This window comes from Acidobacteriota bacterium (genome assembly GCA_033549365.1).
GTDB lineage: Bacteria > Acidobacteriota > Aminicenantia > Aminicenantales > Saccharicenantaceae > JAWSUF01.
Genome location: JAWSUF010000002.1, coordinates 275,171 through 293,183, shown reverse-complemented (window position 1 = coordinate 293,183; position 18,013 = coordinate 275,171). Strand labels below are relative to the sequence as shown.

17 protein-coding genes are annotated in these 18,013 nt (G+C 61.0%); all 17 read left to right on the top strand.

Annotated features, from left to right (window positions below):
• Positions 1–16 precede the first annotated feature (16 nt).
• Positions 17–601 (top strand): GNAT family N-acetyltransferase, encoded by a 585-nt coding sequence (locus SCM96_04125; protein MDW7759810.1) that lies wholly within the window; start codon positions 17–19, stop codon positions 599–601.
• A gap of 90 nt (positions 602–691) precedes the next feature.
• Positions 692–1,231, top strand: coding sequence for an NAD(P)H-dependent oxidoreductase subunit E (locus tag SCM96_04120; protein ID MDW7759809.1), 540 nt, complete (start codon positions 692–694; stop codon positions 1,229–1,231).
• On the top strand, positions 1,228–1,566 hold the full coding sequence (locus tag SCM96_04115) for a hypothetical protein (GenBank protein ID MDW7759808.1): 339 nt from the start codon (positions 1,228–1,230) through the stop codon (positions 1,564–1,566). Before SCM96_04120 ends, SCM96_04115 begins: the two co-directional genes overlap by 4 nt.
• Positions 1,567–1,569: 3 nt before the next feature.
• A complete protein-coding gene (locus SCM96_04110) occupies positions 1,570–2,013 on the top strand; it encodes an ATP-binding protein (GenBank protein MDW7759807.1) in 444 nt (147 codons plus the stop codon).
• A complete protein-coding gene (locus SCM96_04105; protein MDW7759806.1) occupies positions 2,010–3,284 on the top strand; it encodes a [Fe-Fe] hydrogenase large subunit C-terminal domain-containing protein in 1,275 nt (424 codons plus the stop codon). Before SCM96_04110 ends, SCM96_04105 begins: the two co-directional genes overlap by 4 nt.
• Complete coding sequence (locus SCM96_04100; protein MDW7759805.1) at positions 3,281–3,622, top strand: DRTGG domain-containing protein; 342 nt, start codon at positions 3,281–3,283, stop codon at positions 3,620–3,622. The genes SCM96_04105 and SCM96_04100 overlap by 4 nt, the downstream gene beginning before the upstream one ends.
• A complete protein-coding gene (locus SCM96_04095) occupies positions 3,622–4,356 on the top strand; it encodes a PHP domain-containing protein (GenBank protein ID MDW7759804.1) in 735 nt (244 codons plus the stop codon). The genes SCM96_04100 and SCM96_04095 overlap by 1 nt, the downstream gene beginning before the upstream one ends.
• Entirely contained in the window at positions 4,353–4,928 is a 576-nt protein-coding gene (locus tag SCM96_04090) for an ATP-binding protein (GenBank protein MDW7759803.1), read from the top strand. Before SCM96_04095 ends, SCM96_04090 begins: the two co-directional genes overlap by 4 nt.
• A complete protein-coding gene (locus SCM96_04085) occupies positions 4,925–5,311 on the top strand; it encodes a (2Fe-2S) ferredoxin domain-containing protein (protein ID MDW7759802.1) in 387 nt (128 codons plus the stop codon). The genes SCM96_04090 and SCM96_04085 overlap by 4 nt, the downstream gene beginning before the upstream one ends.
• Before the next feature lie 8 nt (positions 5,312–5,319).
• Positions 5,320–7,173 (top strand): NADH-quinone oxidoreductase subunit NuoF, encoded by a 1,854-nt coding sequence (nuoF, locus tag SCM96_04080; GenBank protein MDW7759801.1) that lies wholly within the window; start codon positions 5,320–5,322, stop codon positions 7,171–7,173.
• Positions 7,170–9,413, top strand: coding sequence for a molybdopterin-dependent oxidoreductase (locus tag SCM96_04075; protein MDW7759800.1), 2,244 nt, complete (start codon positions 7,170–7,172; stop codon positions 9,411–9,413). Before nuoF ends, SCM96_04075 begins: the two co-directional genes overlap by 4 nt.
• Positions 9,413–10,246, top strand: coding sequence for a sulfide/dihydroorotate dehydrogenase-like FAD/NAD-binding protein (locus SCM96_04070; protein ID MDW7759799.1), 834 nt, complete (start codon positions 9,413–9,415; stop codon positions 10,244–10,246). The genes SCM96_04075 and SCM96_04070 overlap by 1 nt, the downstream gene beginning before the upstream one ends.
• A gap of 102 nt (positions 10,247–10,348) precedes the next feature.
• Positions 10,349–11,764, top strand: coding sequence for an NADPH-dependent glutamate synthase (gene gltA / locus SCM96_04065; protein ID MDW7759798.1), 1,416 nt, complete (start codon positions 10,349–10,351; stop codon positions 11,762–11,764).
• A gap of 23 nt (positions 11,765–11,787) precedes the next feature.
• Positions 11,788–12,849 (top strand): butyrate kinase, encoded by a 1,062-nt coding sequence (buk, locus tag SCM96_04060; protein MDW7759797.1) that lies wholly within the window; start codon positions 11,788–11,790, stop codon positions 12,847–12,849.
• A 96-nt stretch (positions 12,850–12,945) separates the two neighbouring features.
• Positions 12,946–13,863 (top strand): patatin-like phospholipase family protein, encoded by a 918-nt coding sequence (locus SCM96_04055; GenBank protein MDW7759796.1) that lies wholly within the window; start codon positions 12,946–12,948, stop codon positions 13,861–13,863.
• Between the two features lie 39 nt (positions 13,864–13,902).
• Positions 13,903–16,086, top strand: coding sequence for a carbohydrate binding family 9 domain-containing protein (locus tag SCM96_04050; protein MDW7759795.1), 2,184 nt, complete (start codon positions 13,903–13,905; stop codon positions 16,084–16,086).
• A gap of 75 nt (positions 16,087–16,161) precedes the next feature.
• The gene (locus SCM96_04045; protein ID MDW7759794.1) at positions 16,162–18,003 is read left to right on the top strand and encodes a M12 family metallo-peptidase; all 1,842 of its coding nucleotides are present in this window, start codon (positions 16,162–16,164) and stop codon (positions 18,001–18,003) included.
• Positions 18,004–18,013 lie beyond the last annotated feature (10 nt).

Below are 18,013 nucleotides of genomic sequence, written 5' to 3'. Positions count from 1 at the left end.
GAGGGGACGAATCCGCATGGAAAAAACAGAAAACCTGAAAGACGGCACTGAAGTCATCATCCGGGAACTGACCCTTGACGATCTCGACGCGCTGATGGCCTTTTACGCAGGACTGCCCCGCGAAGACCGGAAATACCTTCGTGTCGACGTCACCGACAAGAGAATCGTCAGCCGGAGGCTGCAGCGCATCGAAGCGGGCGATCATATCCGCATCGGAGCCTTTCACGACGGGAAAATCATCGCCGACGGACATCTCGAACTCTCCGGGGAGCGCTGGAGCGAACACCAGGCCGAAATCCGCGTCATCATCGCCCGGCCGTTTCGCAACAAGGGGCTGGGCACGGTCATGATCCGCGAACTCTACTTCATCGCCGTACGCCGAAACGTCGAGACCATCGTCGCCCGCCTGATGCGGCCTCAAGTCGGCGCCCAGCTCATTTTCCGCAAATTGGGTTTCCGCGAAGACACCCTGTTCCCCGATTTCGTCAAGGATATCGAGGGCGCCGCCCAGGATCTGATTTATATGAGCTGCCACGTCAAGGATCTCTGGAAAGAACTCGACCGTTTGTTCAGTGAATCGGACTGGCAGCGTTGCCGCTGACAAGGGCGTGTCCCGGCCTTCGCTTATAGTCAACCATGCCCGGACGAGAGACTCCGGGGAAAGAAAAGGGACCGACGAAAGGAGCCGCGCGTGATATCGGAAACAGCCGCCATTCAAAACGTCATCGCCAGGTATCAGGGGCGTCAATACGCCCTGATCCCCATTCTCCAGGATATCCAGGATGAAACCCGCTGGCTTTCCCCCGAAATTCTCGAAGGGGTGGCCGCGGAACTGGATATTCCCCTGTCCCATATCTACAGCGTGGCCACATTTTACAAATCCTTTCATCTTGAACCCAGGGGACGCCATACCTGCACGGTCTGCATGGGAACGGCCTGCCATGTCCGCGGCGCCGGGGCCGTTCTCGATCATTTCGCGCGGCGGATGGGCTTGGAACCCGGCCGCACATCATTCGACGGCGAGTTCACGCTCGAGCGTGTCAACTGCCTGGGTGCCTGTGCCCTGGCGCCCCTTGTCGTCGTCGACGGACGATACTACGGCCAAATGACGGAATCCCGGGCCGACGAGGTGCTGGCGGCGTTGACGCAGGAATCAGAAAACAAAAAAGCGGCCGGCGGAGACAAGACCGGAAAAAAGAAATCCGGCCGCCGCGGCAGGGCGTCGACATGACTCTGGACGACGTCCTGGTCCGGCTCCAGGGCGACATCCTGACGCCGGGCGTCAAAACCGCCCATCGTTTTTCCCGCGTTTTCGCCTCGGATCTCATGAGCGACGTCCTGGCCTTCGCCCATTCGGGAACTCTTCTTTTAACGGGACTGGCCAATATCCACGTTGTCCGGACAGCCACCCTGGCGGATATCGCCGCCGTGGTTTTCGTCCAGGGCAAGCGTCCGGCGGACGACATCATCGCGGAAGCCCTCAAGAACGATTTGCCCCTTGCTTCAACCCCTCTTCCCATGTTCGAGGCCTGCACGCGGATGGGTGCGCTTCTGAACGGGAAGTGACGGATGACCGGGGACAAGGCTTTTCGCACTGAATTTTCGGTCAAGGGCCGCGAGTTTTCCCGGGCCGGCGATGTCTCCTGCCGCATCAAGAATCTCCTCAAAGACATCGGAATCGACGCGGGGACCGTACGGCGTCTCGCCATCGCCGCCTTCGAAGCCGAAATGAACGTGATCATGTATGCCCGGCAGGCCGTGATCAGCCTGGCCGTCACACCGGAAAAAGTTTCCATCATCGTTGACGATGAAGGCCCGGGCATCCCCGACATCAACTTGGCCATGAAGGAAGGGTTTTCGACGGCGACCCGTGAAATGCGCGAGCTCGGATTCGGCGCCGGCATGGGACTGCCGAACATCCGGAAAAACTCCGACGTCTTCCATCTGACCTCCGAACCGGGCCAGGGGACACGTCTGGAGATCACAGTTTGTCTGGACGGGTCCCGGCCATGACTCAGGCAAAACAGCACGCCATCAGCATCAATCTCAACAAATGCACGGGGTGCGTCCACTGCCTGACCGCCTGCCCGACCCAGGCCATCCGCATCCGGGACGGCAAGGCCCGCGTCATCGACCGGCAGTGCATCGACTGTGGCGAATGCATCCGGCATTGTCCCCGGGACGCCATCGAATCCCACACGACATCCTTTTCCGACCTGCAGAGGTTCGCCTACAAAGTCGCCATTCCGGCCACGGCCCTTTACGGCCAATTCGGAAACAGCGTCCTTCCCTACGAAATCCTTTACGCCCTCAGAAAAATCGGCTTCGACCACGTCTACGACCTCAGCGCGATCTGCGAACTCTATATCGCCGCCGTCGAGGAATATCTGACCGAACACGCCCAGCCCCGTCCCGTCATCGCCTCGACCTGCCCCGTCGTCGTCCGGCTCATCCAGCGCCGCTTCCCGGCTCTCAGCGAGCTCATTGTCCCGTTCGAGCCGCCGCGGGAAATCGGCGCCAAAATTCTGCGTTCGACGCTGCCCGCGGCCTTGAAACTCAAGCCCGAAGATATCGGCATCATTCACATCACGCCCTGCCCGGCCAAACTTGTGTCCATCAATCACCCGGCAACCATGAAAAAGTCCTTTCTCGACGGCGCCGTTTCCATCCGCGACATCTATCCGCCGATTCTCGATATCCTCCGAAAAAAAGACGACACGGCCATCATGCGGCACCTGTTTCCGGATTCTTCGATGAGCGGTCTCGGCATCGGCTGGTCCATCTCCGGCGGAGAAACCCGCAGTCTGCCCAAGTTCAGAACCGTGGCCGTTTCCGGGGTTCAGGACACCATTCACGTGCTGGATCAGGTCGAATCCGGTCTTCTCCGGGACGTCGACTACCTGGAGTGCATGGTCTGTCCCGACGGCTGCGTGGGCGGGCCCCTGTCGATCGAGAACCGTTTTCTGGCCAAAAGCCGCATCTTGCACCTGGCCAAAAAAGCCGGTGATAAATCCGTCATCGACAGAAGCGAGATCCGGACCATGTACCGGGAAAATTTCCTGTCGTTCCAGCATCCCTTGGAACCCCAACCCTCCGCTCCGCTGGACGCCGATCCGGCCGAAGCCATCCGCAAAGCCGGCCTTCGCGACGAAATCCTCCAGCGGCTTCCCGGAAAGGATTGCGGCTTCTGCGGCGCGCCGTATTGCGCGACTCTGGCCGACGACATCGTCCGCGGTCTGGCCGACATCCGCGACTGTCCCATGACCTGGAAGGAGACACCATGACCCTGGCCGAACTGGTTGCCCGGCTTGATCTCACTGTTTTCGCCGGTGAGAACGGGCTTCAACGCGCCGTCAAGAGCGGCTATGCCGGAGACCTCCTGAGCGATGTGATGGCCCGCGGCGGAGAGAATGTTCTGTGGATCACCATTCAGATTCATCCCAATATCGTCGCCGTCGCCGTCCTCAAGGATCTTGCGGGCGTCGTTATCTCCGGCGGCCGGACTCCCGAACCGGAGACCGTCCAGAGGGCCGAAAAGGAGGGGCTGCCGCTGCTCGGCAGCGCTCTCGGCGCCTTCGAACTGGCCGGCCGCCTTCATGGTCTCGGCCTTCGCGGAGCCTGATGGCCCTGAGACGCTACCGGGCCGATCTGCACATTCATTCCTGTCTTTCGCCCTGCGGCGAAGTCGAGATGTCCCCCCGCCGCATCGTGGATGAGGCCCGCAAGGCCGGACTGGACATCATCGCCCTCTGCGATCACAATACGGCGGCGAACACGGCGGCGGCCGTCCGGGCGGCGGCGGAATCGGGCCTTCGGGTTTTTCCGGGCATTGAGATCACGTCCTCCGAAGAGGTCCATATCCTGGGTCTGTTCGAGAGCCTGGAGGACATCCGTCCCGTGGAAACCGCCGTGGCTTCGAACCTGCCGATGCCGGACTCAAGAAAAACCTTTGTCCGCGATCAGATCATCGCGGACGAATTCGACGGAGTCTCCGGGTTCCATCCGGCCTTCCTCATGGGCGCAACCGCCCTGTCGGCCGGGGAGGTCGTCGACCTCATTCATGCTCACAACGGATTGGCCGTCGCCTCCCATTTCGACAGAAGCGCCTTCGGCATCATCGCCCAACTCGGATTCATCCCTCCGGACCTGCGGCTGGACGCCTTGGAGTCCGCATCTCCGGACAAAGCGGGGGAGTTCGACGAAGCCTCCGGCCTGCCGGTCATTCAATCCTCGGACGCCCACCAGCCGGACGAAATCGGCCGCCGGTCGACGCTTTTTCTTCTCGCCGAGCCCTCCATCCGGGAGATCCGGCAGGCTCTGGCCGGCCTCGAGGGGCGGGGGGTTCTCCGGACATGATGGAAGATCTGTCCTTCCACGTCATGGACTTGGCCGAAAACGCCGCCGCGGCCGGAGCGACGCGCATCGCCATCTCCGTTCGGGAGGACTCAGCCCGCGACCTTCTTGTTCTTCGGGTCGCCGACAACGGCCGGGGCATGTCCGAAGAGACCGTCGCTCAAGCCCTCGATCCGTTTTTCACAACCGGCGCCAAACGGACGGGCCTGGGATTGCCGCTCCTGGCCCAAGCCGCACGCCAGGCCGGCGGCGACATCAAAATCGACTCGAAGCCGGGCCGGGGAACGCAAATCACCGCCCGCTTCCGCCATTCCCATATCGACCGCCAACCCTTGACAAAAATGGCCGAAACATTGATGATACTCATCTTCGGCCATCCCGGAATCGAATTTCGGTACCGCCACAGGCGCGACGGACGGGCGTTCGCGTTTTCCAGTTCGCGTTTCCTGCCGCGTGACGCCGGCGGAACGCCGGCGGATCCGGCGACGATCGGAGCGATACAGCAGGCGCTTCGCAACGGCCTCGAAGAGATCGGGGCCGCATCTCAGAACAAGGGAGAGGTTTCGGGCCGATGACGAAAAAACTGACGATTCAAGACCTCGCCGCAATGAGGGACAAAACCCGGTCGCTGACCGTTCTGCGCGACGGCGCCGGCCGGGCCAAGGTGACGGTTCACATGGGCACCTGCGGCATCGCCGCCGGGGCCAGGGATATCATGGAAACCCTCCTGGAAGAGATCCGCAGCCGGGGTCTTCAGGACGTCATCGTGACCACCTCGGGTTGCGCCGGGCTCTGCAACCGCGAACCCATGGCCACCGTCGAAATCAAGGACCAGCCTCCCGTCAAGTATGTTCGGCTCACCCCGGACAAGATGCGGCGGGTCATCGCCGAACACGTCCTGGACGGCCGGATTGTCGCCGAATACGCCCTGGCCGTCGGCAGCGAAACCATGTATTGAGGATACCATTGAAACACCATCGCGCTCATCTCCTGGTTTGCGCCGGAACGGGATGCGTCTCGTGCGGAGCTTTCGACGTCAAAACAGCCCTCAAGAAGGAAATTGAACGGCGCGGGCTGGCCGACGAGATCCTGGTCGTGGCGACGGGCTGCAACGGGTTCTGCGAGAAAGGGCCCATCGTTCTCGTGCGTCCCGACGACATCTTTTACCAGAGACTCTCCGTCGACGACATTCCCCTGCTCGTCGAGGAACACCTGATCAAAGGCCGACCGGTCGCCCGGCTCATGTATACGCCTCCGGCCGACACCAAGCCTGTTCCCAAGATGGCCGACATCGAATTCTTCCGGCATCAACGCCTCATCGTTCTTCGCAACCGGGGCCGCATCGATCCGGAAAAAATCGAGGAGTACATTGCCTACGACGGTTACCAGGCCATGGCCAAGGCCCTGACGGAAATGACGCCCGAAGAGATCATTGCGGAAATCAGCGCCTCGGGACTCCGCGGCCGGGGCGGCGCCGGGTTTCCCACCGGAAAAAAGTGGGATCTGTGCCGGAAGGAAAAAGCTTCGCCCAAATACCTGATCTGCAACGGCGACGAGGGCGACCCGGGAGCCTTCATGGACCGGTCCGTTCTCGAAGCCGACCCCCATGCCGTTCTTGAGGGCATGGTCATCGCAGCCCGGGCCATCAGCGCCGCCCGGGGTTTCATCTACATCCGGAACGAATATCCCCTGGCCATTCAGCGTCTTGACATTGCCATTCGCAGTGCCAGGGAATTCGGCCTGCTGGGAGAAAACATCCTCGGTTCGGGATTCGATTTCGACGTCGAGATCGTGAGAGGCGCCGGCGCTTTCGTTTCCGGAGAGGAAACGGCCCTCATCGCCTCGATCGAGGGCCAGCGCGCCGCACCGCGGCAACGGCCGCCCTACCCGGCTCAGAGCGGGCTTTGGGGACAACCGACGACGATCAACAACGTCGAAACCTGGGCCAACGTTCCCTCCATCATCCGCCGGGGAGCAGCCTGGTTTGCCGGCTTGGGCACGGAGACGAGCAAGGGAACCAAGGTTTTCTCGCTGGTCGGCAAGATCAACAACACCGGCCTTGTCGAGGTGCCCATGGGCATCCGCCTCGACGAAATCGTCAACAACATCGGCGGCGGCATTCCCAACGGGCGCAAGTTCAAGGCCGTCCAGATCGGCGGCCCCTCGGGGGGCTGCATCCCCACCGAACTCCTGGATCTGCCGGTCGACTATGAAAGCCTGACCCGGGCCGGCGCCATGATGGGCTCGGGCGGCATGATCGTCATGGACGAAGACACCTGCATGGTCGACATCGCCCTGTATTTCCTGCGCTTCACCCAGGAAGAATCCTGCGGCAAGTGCGCGCCGTGCCGGATCGGAACGCGCCGGATGGCCGAGATCCTGGCCGGAATCGCCGCGGGCGAGGGCCGCCCCGGCGACATCGAAAAGCTGGAGGAGCTGGCCTGGACGGTCAAACGTGGCTCCCTGTGCGGACTGGGCCAGACGGCGCCCAATCCCGTTCTCTCGACCCTGCGGTATTTCCGCGACGAATACCGGGCCCATATCGAGGACAAAACCTGCCCCGCGCGGGTCTGCAAGAATCTCATTTCCTTCGCCATCGATCCCGAAAAATGCGTCGGATGCCTTCTCTGCCTGAAAGCCTGCCCGGTGAACGCCATTGCCGGAGAGCGAAAGAAAGTCCACGTCATCGATCAGGCGCTCTGCATCAAATGCGGCGCCTGTTTTACGGCCTGTCCCGTCAAAATCGGGGCCGTATCCAAACTCACCGGAGAGAAAGGGCGGGCGCTTGTTCCTGAAGCGACCCGAGCGACGACATCATGAACATCACCATCGACGGCCGCGCCTTAACCTTCGAGGGCCGACCCAATCTGCTGGAATTGGCCCGCGCGAACGGGATCCGCATCCCTTCGCTCTGCGACAACCCCGGACTTCATCCCTACGCCGGCTGCCGCCTGTGTCTCGTCGAAATCAAGGGCCGGAACGGCTATGTTCCCGCCTGCGCAACCCAGGCGGGCGACGGGATGGAGGTTGTGACCCGAAGCGCCGATCTCGACGCACTCCGCCGCAACATCCTCGAACTCATCCTGTCCGAACATCCGAACGCCTGCCTCGTCTGCGCCGAAAAGACGGACTGCGACGATTTCAAGTCGACCGCACGGAAAGTCGGCGAGGTGACGGGATGCGTGCTGTGTTCCAACAACGGCCGCTGCGAACTTCAGGACGTCGTGGAAGCCGTCGGCATCGACCGGGTCCGCCATCCCTCGATTTACAGAAATCTCGAGGTCCGGAAAGACGACCCCTTCATCGACAGAAACTTCAACCTCTGCATCCTCTGCGGACGTTGCGTGCGGGTATGCCATGATGTCCGGGGGGCCGCAACCATCGCCTTCGTCGAACGGGGCTCCAGCGCCATTGTCGGCACCCCCCAGGATCGGACGCTGCTCGATTCCGGCTGCCGATTCTGCGGCGCCTGCGTGGATGTCTGTCCGACCGGCGCGCTGACGGAACGGGCCGCCCGGCCGGAACTCCTGCCCGACCGGACGGCTCGGGCCGTCTGCCCGCTCTGCGGCATGGGCTGTGAAGTCGAGGCCGGGATCCGCGACGGCCGGATCATTTCGATATCTCCGGCGGCGGACGGACCGGCCAATTCCGGCCAGGCCTGCGTCAAGGGGCGTTTCGTTTTGCGCGCCTCCGCCGCAAGCCCCAACCGAATTCTTGAACCCCATGTCCGGAAAAACGGGGCCCTCGTTCCCGCAGGCTGGGACGAGGCTTTCGAGAAAGCCGCCGGGTTTTGGAAACAACACCGGCCCGAAGAGAAAGCCGTGACGGTCTCCTCCCAGGGAACGATCGAAGAGATCTTTCAATCGGCCAAATTCGCCGACGCATCGGAAATCGGCGCCTGGGCGGCGACATCCGAGGGAACGTCTTGCCCGACGTTTCGATTCAAGGAGATTTCCCAAGCCCGGACCATCGTTCTCTTCGGAACCGATATTTCCGACACCCACCCGATCGTCTGGGTCGAGGTGTTCAAAGCCCTCAGAAACGGCGCCCGTCTGGCTTACTTCGGTGCCGGACCCATAAGCATCAAACGTCATGTCGCCCTGAATCTTAAAGCCCGGGCCGGACATGAGATTCCGCTTCTTGCCGCCCTGACAAAATTCATTCTCGAAGAGGGTTCGACGGATGGATCCGGAGGAAACACGGACGATCTGCGGCGGATTCTGGAGCCTTATGTCCCGGACGATGCGGCCAAGGCCTCAGGGGTCGATCCCGAGGACTTACGCGCCTTTGCACGCCTTATTGCAGGCAAACAGCCCGCGGTTTTTCTTCACGGTCCGGATTATGCGGAAGACCGGGGAGGAGCCGGAACAGCGCTTCAAAACCTGTCTCTTCTCGTCGGAGCAAGGCGCCTCTCCCTCTCTGAAGACTGCAACAGCCGCGGGCTGGCTGAACTCCGCCGGCTTTTTCCTGCCGGCGAAACAACGCCCGAAAATCTGATTGAGGCCGTTAAATCCAACCGGATCAAGGCTCTTTATCTCCTAGACGGCGGTACCGGTCTCGAAGGAGTCCGGCCGGACGTCCTCATCGGCCAGGGGGCCTTCTGGACCGATGCCCTGCGGGAAGCCGATGTCGTCTTCCCCGGCACGACGGCCCTGGAAACGGCCGGGAGTTTCGTCAACGCCGAAGGACGAATCCAGGCCTGGGATGCGGCCCTGCCGCCGCCGGGCTCGGCGCGGCCGGACACGGAGATCCTGGCGGGTCTGGGACACACCCTTGGTTTTGAAGGATTCGCGGCGGCGGACATCCCGAACATCCGGAAAGACCTCGCCGCCCGGGACGGCGCCTTTGCGGGCCTGGCCGATCTTGCCCCCGGCGATCCGCGCGATGTCTTTCTCCAGGGTTCCGTCGAAACGTCCTCGTCTTTTCTCCCGATCGATTCCCCCGCAGCGGCCGGCAGCCGGATTTCCGGAAATCCCGACATCTATAAGGGCTGGGACCCCGTCCGGGAAGTCAAAGGTCTGGCCCGCGTCCGGAATTCCCCCAAAAAGAAGGTGACCTGATGGCCAAGATCATCCAGCGCATCCGCCTTGCCCCCAATATCCATCTTCTGGAAGTCCATGCCCCCGACGTGTCCCGAAAAAGCGAAGCGGGCCAGTTTCTGATCGTCATGCCCGACGAGAGGGGCGAGCGCATCCCCCTGACCATCGCCGACTGGGACAAAGAGAAAGGCACGGTTACAGCCGTTTTTCTCATCGTCGGCACATCCACTCAGAAACTGTCGCTCCTCAAGGCGGGCGACGACATCCCCGTCTTCGTCGGCCCTCTGGGCAAGGCCTCAGAAATCGCCGATTATGGGACTGTCGTCTGTGCCGGAGGCTGTTTCGGGATCGCCGCCATTCATCCCATCGCCCGGGCCCTCAAAGCCAAGGGCAACCGAGTGATCACCCTCATCGACGTCAAGAGCCCCTATCTCCTTTTCTGGGAGGACAAGCTCCGAAAAGTGAGCGATGCTTTCCATCTCTCCACCCGTGACGGAGCCGTCGACAATCCGAACACCGTGGCCAATGATCTGGCCGGGCTTCTGGAAAAGGAAAAAGACGTCGCCCGCGTCTTCGCCATCGGCTGCACCCAGATGATGGCCACATGCGCCGAGGCCACGCGTCCGCTCGGCATCCGGACGATGGTCAGTCTCAATCCCATCATGGTCGACGGAACGGGCATGTGCGGAGCCTGCCGGGTCACGGTGGGAGAAACGACGAAATTCGCCTGTGTCGACGGGCCGGAATTCAACGGCCATTCCGTCGACTGGGCGGAGCTTTTCGCGCGGAGGAAGTCGTATTTCAATGACGAAATCCGCTCCCTGTGCGCATGGGAACAGGAGATCTATTCCTAGGCCGAACGGCATTCGAGAGGAACCATGACCGAGGAAAAAAAGCTTCCGGCAGAACTCAAGGAAACCCTGAAGGCGGAGTATGACCGCGACTGGCGCCGGGATATGCGCAAGGCCGTTCCGGTCAAGGAACGGATGAAAACCCCCCGGCAACCCATGCCGTCGCGGAGTCCCGAGGAGAGAAACAAAGATTTTTTTGAAGTCAATCAGGGACTCGATGCCGAGGCGGCCGTGCAGGAAGCCCGCCGGTGTCTCGATTGCGCCAATCCGTCCTGCGTTCTCGGGTGTCCCGTCTGCATCGACATTCCTTCTTTTATCAAGCTCATCGAAAAAGGGGATTTCGCCGCAAGCGTCCGCAAGATCAAGGAGACCAACAGCCTGCCGGCCATCTGCGGCCGCGTCTGTCCCCAGGAAACTCAGTGCGAGGAAGTCTGCAATCTGAAGAAAGCGGCCGGATCGCCGGTGGCCATCGGCAATCTCGAACGATTCGTCTCCGACATCGAGCGGGCCGAAGGACCGGCCTTCATCCCAGAAATCCCGGCTTCGACCGGGAAAAAAGCGGCCATCATCGGGGGCGGCCCGGCCGGCCTCACGGTGGCCGGAGAGCTGGCCAAGAAAGGCCACGAAGTGACGGTCTTCGAAGCCCTGCACGTCGCCGGCGGCGTTCTCGTCTATGGCATTCCGGAGTTTCGACTGCCCAAGGAAACCCTCAAGGCCGAAGTTGAATATCTCGAAAAACTCGGCGTCGAATTCCGGATGAACGTCGTCGTCGGGAAAACCGTCGGGCTGGACGATCTCCGGGCGGCCGGTTACGAAGCCTTTTTCATCGGCAGCGGCGCCGGATTGCCCAACTTCATGAAAATCCCCGGAGAAAATTTGGTCGGCGTCTATTCGGCCAATGAGTATCTCACCCGCGTCAATCTCATGAAGGCCTATGATTTCCCCAATTACGACACACCGGTTTTTCTGGGCAAACGGGCGGCCGTGATCGGCGGCGGAAACGTGGCCATGGATTCGGTGCGGACGGCGCAGCGATTGGGAGCCGAGAAATCGATGATCATCTACCGCCGGTCCCGGACGGAGATGCCGGCCCGCGTGGAAGAAGTTCATCACGCCGAGGAGGAGGGCATCGAGTTCCATTTCCTGACGACGCCCATCCGGTATATCGGCGACGAACAGGGCCGCGTCCGGGCCATGGAATGCCAGAGAATGGGATTGGGCGAGCCGGATGCCTCCGGCCGGAGGCGGCCCGTTCCCATCGAGGGCTCGGAATACACGGAGGAAGTCGATCTCGTCGTCGTGGCCATCGGCCAAAGCCCGAACCCCCTGATCTCTCAGGCCATGCCTGAATTGAAGATGGGCAAATGGGGGAACGTCGAAGTCGATTGGGCGACCATGGCCACCAACATTCCGGGCGTCTATGCCGGAGGAGACATCATCCGCGGCGGCGCCACGGTCATCCTGGCCATGGGCGACGCCCGGATCGCCGCGGCCGAAATGGACAAATATCTCCGCGGTTGAACCATCCCCGTTCAGGAGGACGCATGCGGATTCTGGTCATCAATCCCGGTTCAACTTCAACCAAGATCGCCGTCTACGAGAATGACCGGGAGATTTTTTCGGAAAACATCGCCCATTCCGTCGAAGATCTCGAACGCTTCGCGAAAATCGTCGATCAGAAAAGCTACCGGAAGGATATCATTCTCCAGGTTCTGAAGGAACGTGGATTCGAGGCCGGGGACTTTGCGGCCGTCGTCGGGCGGGGCGGCGTTCTCCATCCCATTCCGAGCGGCGTCTACCGGGTCAATGCCAAGATGCTCCGGGATCTCCAGGAAGGTGTTCAGGGAGAGCACGCCTCGAATCTCGGCGGCCTGATCGCCGACGAGATCGCCCGGCCTCTGGATCTTCCGGCCTTCATCGCCGATCCCGTCGTCGTCGACGAACTCGACGACTGGGCCCGGCTGACCGGAATTCCCGAAATCCCCCGGCGGAGCATCTTCCACGCCCTGAACCACAAATACACGGCCCGGCTTGCGGCCGCTGATCTGGGAAAGGCTTATGAGGACTGCCGTCTGATCGTCTGCCATATGGGGGGCGGCGTCACGGTCGGAGCCCACAAGCACGGACGCGTCGTCGACGTCAACAACGGATTGAACGGCGAGGGCCCGATCACGCCCGAACGGGCCGGCACGATGCCCGCGGCCGATCTCGTCGATCTGGTCCTTTCCGCGAAATACGACCGCGGCACTCTGCGGAAAATGCTGGCCGGGCAAGGCGGCATGGTCGCCCATCTCGGGACCAACGATATGCGCGACGTTGTTCGGAGAATGGACGAGGGCGATGCCGCGGCCCGCCTCGTTTTCGAAGCCATGGTCATGACGACGGCCAAGCAGGTCGGGCAATGCGCCGCCGTTCTCAAAGGGCGGGTCGATGCGGTCGTTCTGACGGGCGGGCTGGCTCACAGCCGGGAATTCGTCGACCGGCTACGGGAGCAGGTCGAATTCATCGCCCCCGTCTTTATCTACCCCGGGGAAAACGAAATGGTCGCCCTGGCCGAAGGCGTTCTCCGGGTGCTTCAGGGAAAAGAGACCGCCAAGACCTATTGACTCTCCTTCGCCGGCGGTGTTATCAAACCGAAGATCAACAATCAAGATATCCGATTTTCAGCCGACTAATGCTGTAAAAGATTAAGGAGGCCGGTGATGATCGGAGTCTGCATTTCCGGAGGCGGTGCGAAAATCGGATTTGCCGTGGGGGTTCTCGAGGTGATGGCGGAGCGTGGAATCCGGCCGGACCTGCTTTACGGGATATCGAGCGGAAGCCTCTGCACGGCCGCCCTCTGTTACGGAGACCTGGCGTTTCTGAAGGACACCCTCCTGGCCATCGAAAAACGGCGTGATGTTCTGAAGAAACAATGGCACAAGGTCATCTGGACCCTCCTGACAAAAAAGGGTGAAGCGGACGGCTGGTTCGAAATGGACACCATGCGGCGGAAGCTGGACACTCTGCCCAGGGACACACCGCAAATCAAGGGCGTCGTGGGGTACGTCAAACTGCGGAGCGGAGAGATTGTGTTCAAGTCCACGTCCCAAACCGACAAGAAAGATTTTCTCGACGCCGTTCAGGCCAGCTGCTCCATTCCGGTTTACATGCAGACCCGGCGCGTGAACGGGGACAACTACGTGGACGGAGGGGTCCGGGACATTCTCCCCATGAAACCCCTCCTCAAAGACGACCTCAAGGTCGACGAAGTCCACGTCATCTGCCTGAGTCCGCTCAATCCCGCCTCCGACAAGACCTTCCGCACCATCATCGACGTCGCGGTTCGGTCCCTGGACCTTCTGCTTAACGAAATCCTGCAGAACGACTACGACACCATGATCCGCACGAACCGGCTGATCGCCCAGAAACAGGCCCTCGAAGGCCGGCTTCAACAATGGCTGGAAGGCAAACGCATCGTCACACCCTTCCGTTACCTGCCCGAACGCATCATCTGCGACACAACGGATTTTCGAAGGGAAACCATTCTGGAGGGAATCGCCCACGGCCGGGAAATCGCCGCACGGGTTCTGAAAGATTATCCTCATCCGCCGCCGGACTCCTCGGCGTTCCCCGGATAAGATTGATCTCGTCAGGCGGGACGGGTAAAATGGCCTTTCATGTTTTATCCGATCCTTGCCGGCTGCCTTGGTTTTCTCCTTGCGGCGACCGCTCTTCCCGCCGCAGAGATCACGGCGGTCCGTACCGCTGAACCGCCCAAAATCGATGGGCTGCTTGCGGATCCGGCCTGGAAATCGGCTGTCCCCGTCACGGATTTCCTCATGGTCGAACCGCGCCCCGGCGACGAGCCGACGGAACGGACCGAAGTCCGCATTCTTTACGACGACGCCAATCTCTACATCGGCGTTTTCTGTTTCGACGCCGAACCCGGAAGGATCTCGGCCAACACCATGGCTCACGACAGCGCCGAGTCCGTCCAGAGAATGGGTTTCGGCCGGCCGCCCGCCGCGGCCGCGGAAGACCTGGTCCGCATTCTGCTCGATCCGTTCCAGGACAGACGAACCGCCTATGTCTTCATCGTCAATCCCCTCGGCGCCCGAAGCGAAGGTCTGGCCTTCGCCGGGAGCGCCAGCCTGAACTGGGACGGAATCTGGGAAGCCCGCAGCCGGATCCTGGACAACGGCTGGAGCGCCGAAATCCGGATTCCTTTCAAGAGCATTTCCTTCAAACCCGGCCTGTCCGCCTGGGGAATCAATATCGAGCGCACCATCCCCCGCAAACAGGAAACCATTCGCCTGTCGGGGACAACGGCCGACAGCAATTTCAACAACCCGGGCGACGCGGCCGTCCTGGCCGGGATCGAAGGCATCCGCCAGGGTCTGGGAATCACCTTCAAACCTTATGGGCTGACGGCGGTCCGCCGCAGCGGCCCGGAAAACCGACCCGCCTCCTGGGAAATCGACGGCGGATTCGACCTTTATAAGAGCATCACCCCGAATCTGGCCGGTGTCGTCAGTTACAACATGGACTTTGCCGAGACCGAGGCCGACGAGCGGCGCATCAACCTGACCCGCTTTCCCCTGTTCTTTCCGGAAAAACGCATGTTTTTTCTGGAGGGGTCCGAAGTCTTCAGCTTCAGTTCAAGCATCAGCTTCACCCCCTTTTTCAGCCGGAAGATCGGGCTTGTTCAGGGGGCTCCGGTTCCGGTTCTCTACGGCGCCAAAATCTACGGCAAGATCGGCGACACCAATCTGGCCGCCTTGAACGTCCGGACCGGCGAGTCCGGCGATCTTCCCGGACGCAATCTTCTGGCCGCCCGGATGACCCGGAATATTTTCGCCCAGAGCCGAATCGGCTGGATCTTCACGAACGGCAGCCCGACGGGCGAAAGGAACGCCCTGGCGGGAGCGGATTTCAATTACACCTCCTCGGAATTTCTCGGCAATAAAAACCTCTTGCTGGCCGCCTGGGCGGCCTACAATTGGAACGAACGGGATGAGGGCCGCCATCACGGTTTCGGTTTCCGCGCCGACTATCCCAACGATCTCCTGAATATCCAGTCGACTTACGCCTACTACGGCGAGGCGCTCGACCCCGGACTGGGCTTCATGATGCGCCGGGGAATTCAGACCGGTTACGCCCGAATCGGCTACCGCCCGCGCCCGGCAGACGGCTTTCTCGGCCGTTTCGTCCGGCAGTTCTTCTTCAGCACGAGCGCCGATCTCTACTGGGACCTGGCCGGAAATCTCGAAACGCGCAGACTGGATGTTTCGCCTTTGAGTTTCCGCACGGAAAGCGGGGAGCAGATCGAAACGAAAATCACGGCCAACCGGGACATCCTGCCCTTTGATTTCGAGGTCGCCCGGGGAGTCGTCCTTCCGGCCGGACCTTACGATTTCACGAATTTCGAGTTCGGCTTCACAACGTCCCGGCACCGCCCGGCCTCGTTCGAAGCGGAGGTCAAGTTCGGGGGGTTTTATTCCGGACGCTACGACGACATCAAGCTCGGATTGACCTTAAAACCCAGCGGATACCTCATGTTGGGTTTCGACACCAACATGGTTCGGGGCCGACTTCCCGAGGGCCGCTTCAGCGAAAACGTCACTCAGATCAAGGTCGATCTTTTCCTTTCGCCCGACTTCGGTTTCATGAACTACATCCAATATGACGACATCTCGCGCAGGCTCGGCTGGAACGCCCGGCTCCGCTGGCAGATTTCTCCGGGAAACGAAATCTATCTCGTTTACAATACAAACTGGGAACGGCGCTGGGACCCGGCCCGACGGTTTCATCCCCTGGAGGGACGGGGCGTTCTCAAGATCTCGCTGTCCATAAGGCCGTAACCCGCCTGTGGATTTTTCTTCAAGAAACAGCGGGATTCGTGTAAAATCGGTTTCAAGAGTGAAGAGGAGGATGTCATGACTCTAACGCCTCTCAAAACCATGTCGAGGCCATGGATCGCCGTGCTGATTCTGATTCTCATCGGGTCCGTCCTGCCTCTCTCCGCGGACGATGTCCATCTTTTCCGAACCGAGGGAGTCGTCGGTCTCGTGTTGCCCCCTCCTCCGGATTTCCCGGCGGCGGCACGACTGAGACCCGTCGCCTTGACTCCGGACATCACGACTTCGGGCCGACTGGCCGAGGGAGACAGGCTGGTTCTCGATCTGTTTCCGGGTCGGATGTATACGGCCCTCATCGACAGCACGGATTTGAACGTCAACGGCACATGGACGGTCCGCGGCCGCATCGAAGAATATCCTTTCGGCTACGTCCTGATCTCGACAACCGGCGGTCGGAGCCTGGGCGCCGTCCGGATCCCTGAGAAAGGCGAACGCTATATTATCCAAAGCGAACCTGAGGCCCTGACGCATTATCTGATCGAACCCCTGGCGGATCATCCGGACGAGGTGCAGGTCGGTCCTCCTCTCATCCCTCCGGGGCCAGGAGCTCAGGAAATTCAGGATATTGAAAAGATCGCTGCGGCGACGGCGGCCGCCGGACCTCAGGATCCGGCCCAAATCGATGTGATGATCGTCTATACGCCCGCCGCCCGGGAGTGGGCCGAAGCATCGGGCGGGGGGATCGCCAATGTCATCGCCCAGGCGATGGCCAAAGCGAAGCTCGGCCTGGACAACAGCAACACGTTCCTGACCATGTTCCTGGTCCGCTCCTTCGAGGTCAATTATACGGAAAGCGGCAGTTCGAATACCGACCTGGAACGACTGACCTACCATGCCGGCTACGATCCCTGGAACCGCGATCCCGACCGCTATATGGAGGAAGTCCATACGTGGCGCAACCAATACGGGGCGGACCTGGTGTCTCTTTTCGCCCTCGTCAGCGATACGGGGGGGCTCGCCTGGTTGTTGAATTCGGGTTCGGGCCGTCCTCATTTCGGGTTTTCCCTGACCCGTGTTCAGCAGGCGGCCACGGGCTACACCCATATTCATGAAATGGGCCATAACATGGGCTGCCATCACCATAAGGAACAGAACGTTCAGCCCGGCCCCGGATTGTTCGGCTTTTCCGCCGGCTGGCGATGGGTCGGAAACGACGCTCTCCGGTACTGTTCGATTATGACGTATGCGTCGGGATCGTATTTCACCGACGGTCAAACCCACACCCAGGTGGCTCATTTTTCGAGCCCGAATATTCTTCATCAAAGCGTTCCCACGGGTCACGGGACCAACGGAGACAACGCCCGCACCATCCGCGAGGTCAAGCATGCCGTCGCCGCCTATCGGACGGTTCCCAAAAACAATTTGACGATCCAGGCCGGCGCGGGCGGAACCACGGATCCGTCTCCGGGAACGTACGGCTATATCCCCGGCGATTCGGCGATGGTCACGGCCATTCCCGACGACCATCATGTTTTCACAAATTGGACCGGGGATGCCGGCGGCTCGACCAGTCCGATCCATATCACCATGGATCGAAACAAGACCGTCAGGGCGAATTTCCGGGCCGTCCAAGCGCCTTCGAATGCATCCGGCCAAAAGGTCTTCAACCGGTCTCTTCTGCAGGGCGAGCATATCAATGTCCTCCGCTGGCAGGCCAATCCGGCCAACCAGGGGCTTTCCATCGCCAAGTACCGGATCCATATGAGAAGCGGCAATACCTGGAGCATGCTCGCCGAGGTGGATCCCGGCGTCTTTGAGTATCGGCATCGGAAAGTGGACAAGTCGGCGGGCTATACTTACGCGGTGGTCGCCGTCGTCGACGGCCGCGACGGCTATCCGGCCTATATCACCATCCAGTAGAAACGGTCGG

Bases quoted from the DNA above. Each gene is read 5' to 3' on its own strand.
- SCM96_04125 (MDW7759810.1), top strand. From the start codon at position 17: ATGGAAAAAACAGAAAACCTGAAAGACGGCACTGAAGTCATCATCCGG.
- SCM96_04115 (MDW7759808.1), top strand. From the start codon at position 1,228: ATGACTCTGGACGACGTCCTGGTCCGGCTCCAGGGCGACATCCTGACG.
- SCM96_04110 (MDW7759807.1), top strand. From the start codon at position 1,570: ATGACCGGGGACAAGGCTTTTCGCACTGAATTTTCGGTCAAGGGCCGC.
- SCM96_04105 (MDW7759806.1), top strand. From the start codon at position 2,010: ATGACTCAGGCAAAACAGCACGCCATCAGCATCAATCTCAACAAATGC.
- SCM96_04100 (MDW7759805.1), top strand. From the start codon at position 3,281: ATGACCCTGGCCGAACTGGTTGCCCGGCTTGATCTCACTGTTTTCGCC.
- SCM96_04095 (MDW7759804.1), top strand. From the start codon at position 3,622: ATGGCCCTGAGACGCTACCGGGCCGATCTGCACATTCATTCCTGTCTT.
- SCM96_04090 (MDW7759803.1), top strand. From the start codon at position 4,353: ATGATGGAAGATCTGTCCTTCCACGTCATGGACTTGGCCGAAAACGCC.
- SCM96_04085 (MDW7759802.1), top strand. From the start codon at position 4,925: ATGACGAAAAAACTGACGATTCAAGACCTCGCCGCAATGAGGGACAAA.
- SCM96_04075 (MDW7759800.1), top strand. From the start codon at position 7,170: ATGAACATCACCATCGACGGCCGCGCCTTAACCTTCGAGGGCCGACCC.
- SCM96_04070 (MDW7759799.1), top strand. From the start codon at position 9,413: ATGGCCAAGATCATCCAGCGCATCCGCCTTGCCCCCAATATCCATCTT.
- gltA (MDW7759798.1), top strand. From the start codon at position 10,349: ATGCGCAAGGCCGTTCCGGTCAAGGAACGGATGAAAACCCCCCGGCAA.
- buk (MDW7759797.1), top strand. From the start codon at position 11,788: ATGCGGATTCTGGTCATCAATCCCGGTTCAACTTCAACCAAGATCGCC.
- SCM96_04055 (MDW7759796.1), top strand. From the start codon at position 12,946: ATGATCGGAGTCTGCATTTCCGGAGGCGGTGCGAAAATCGGATTTGCC.
- SCM96_04050 (MDW7759795.1), top strand. From the start codon at position 13,903: ATGTTTTATCCGATCCTTGCCGGCTGCCTTGGTTTTCTCCTTGCGGCG.
- SCM96_04045 (MDW7759794.1), top strand. From the start codon at position 16,162: ATGACTCTAACGCCTCTCAAAACCATGTCGAGGCCATGGATCGCCGTG.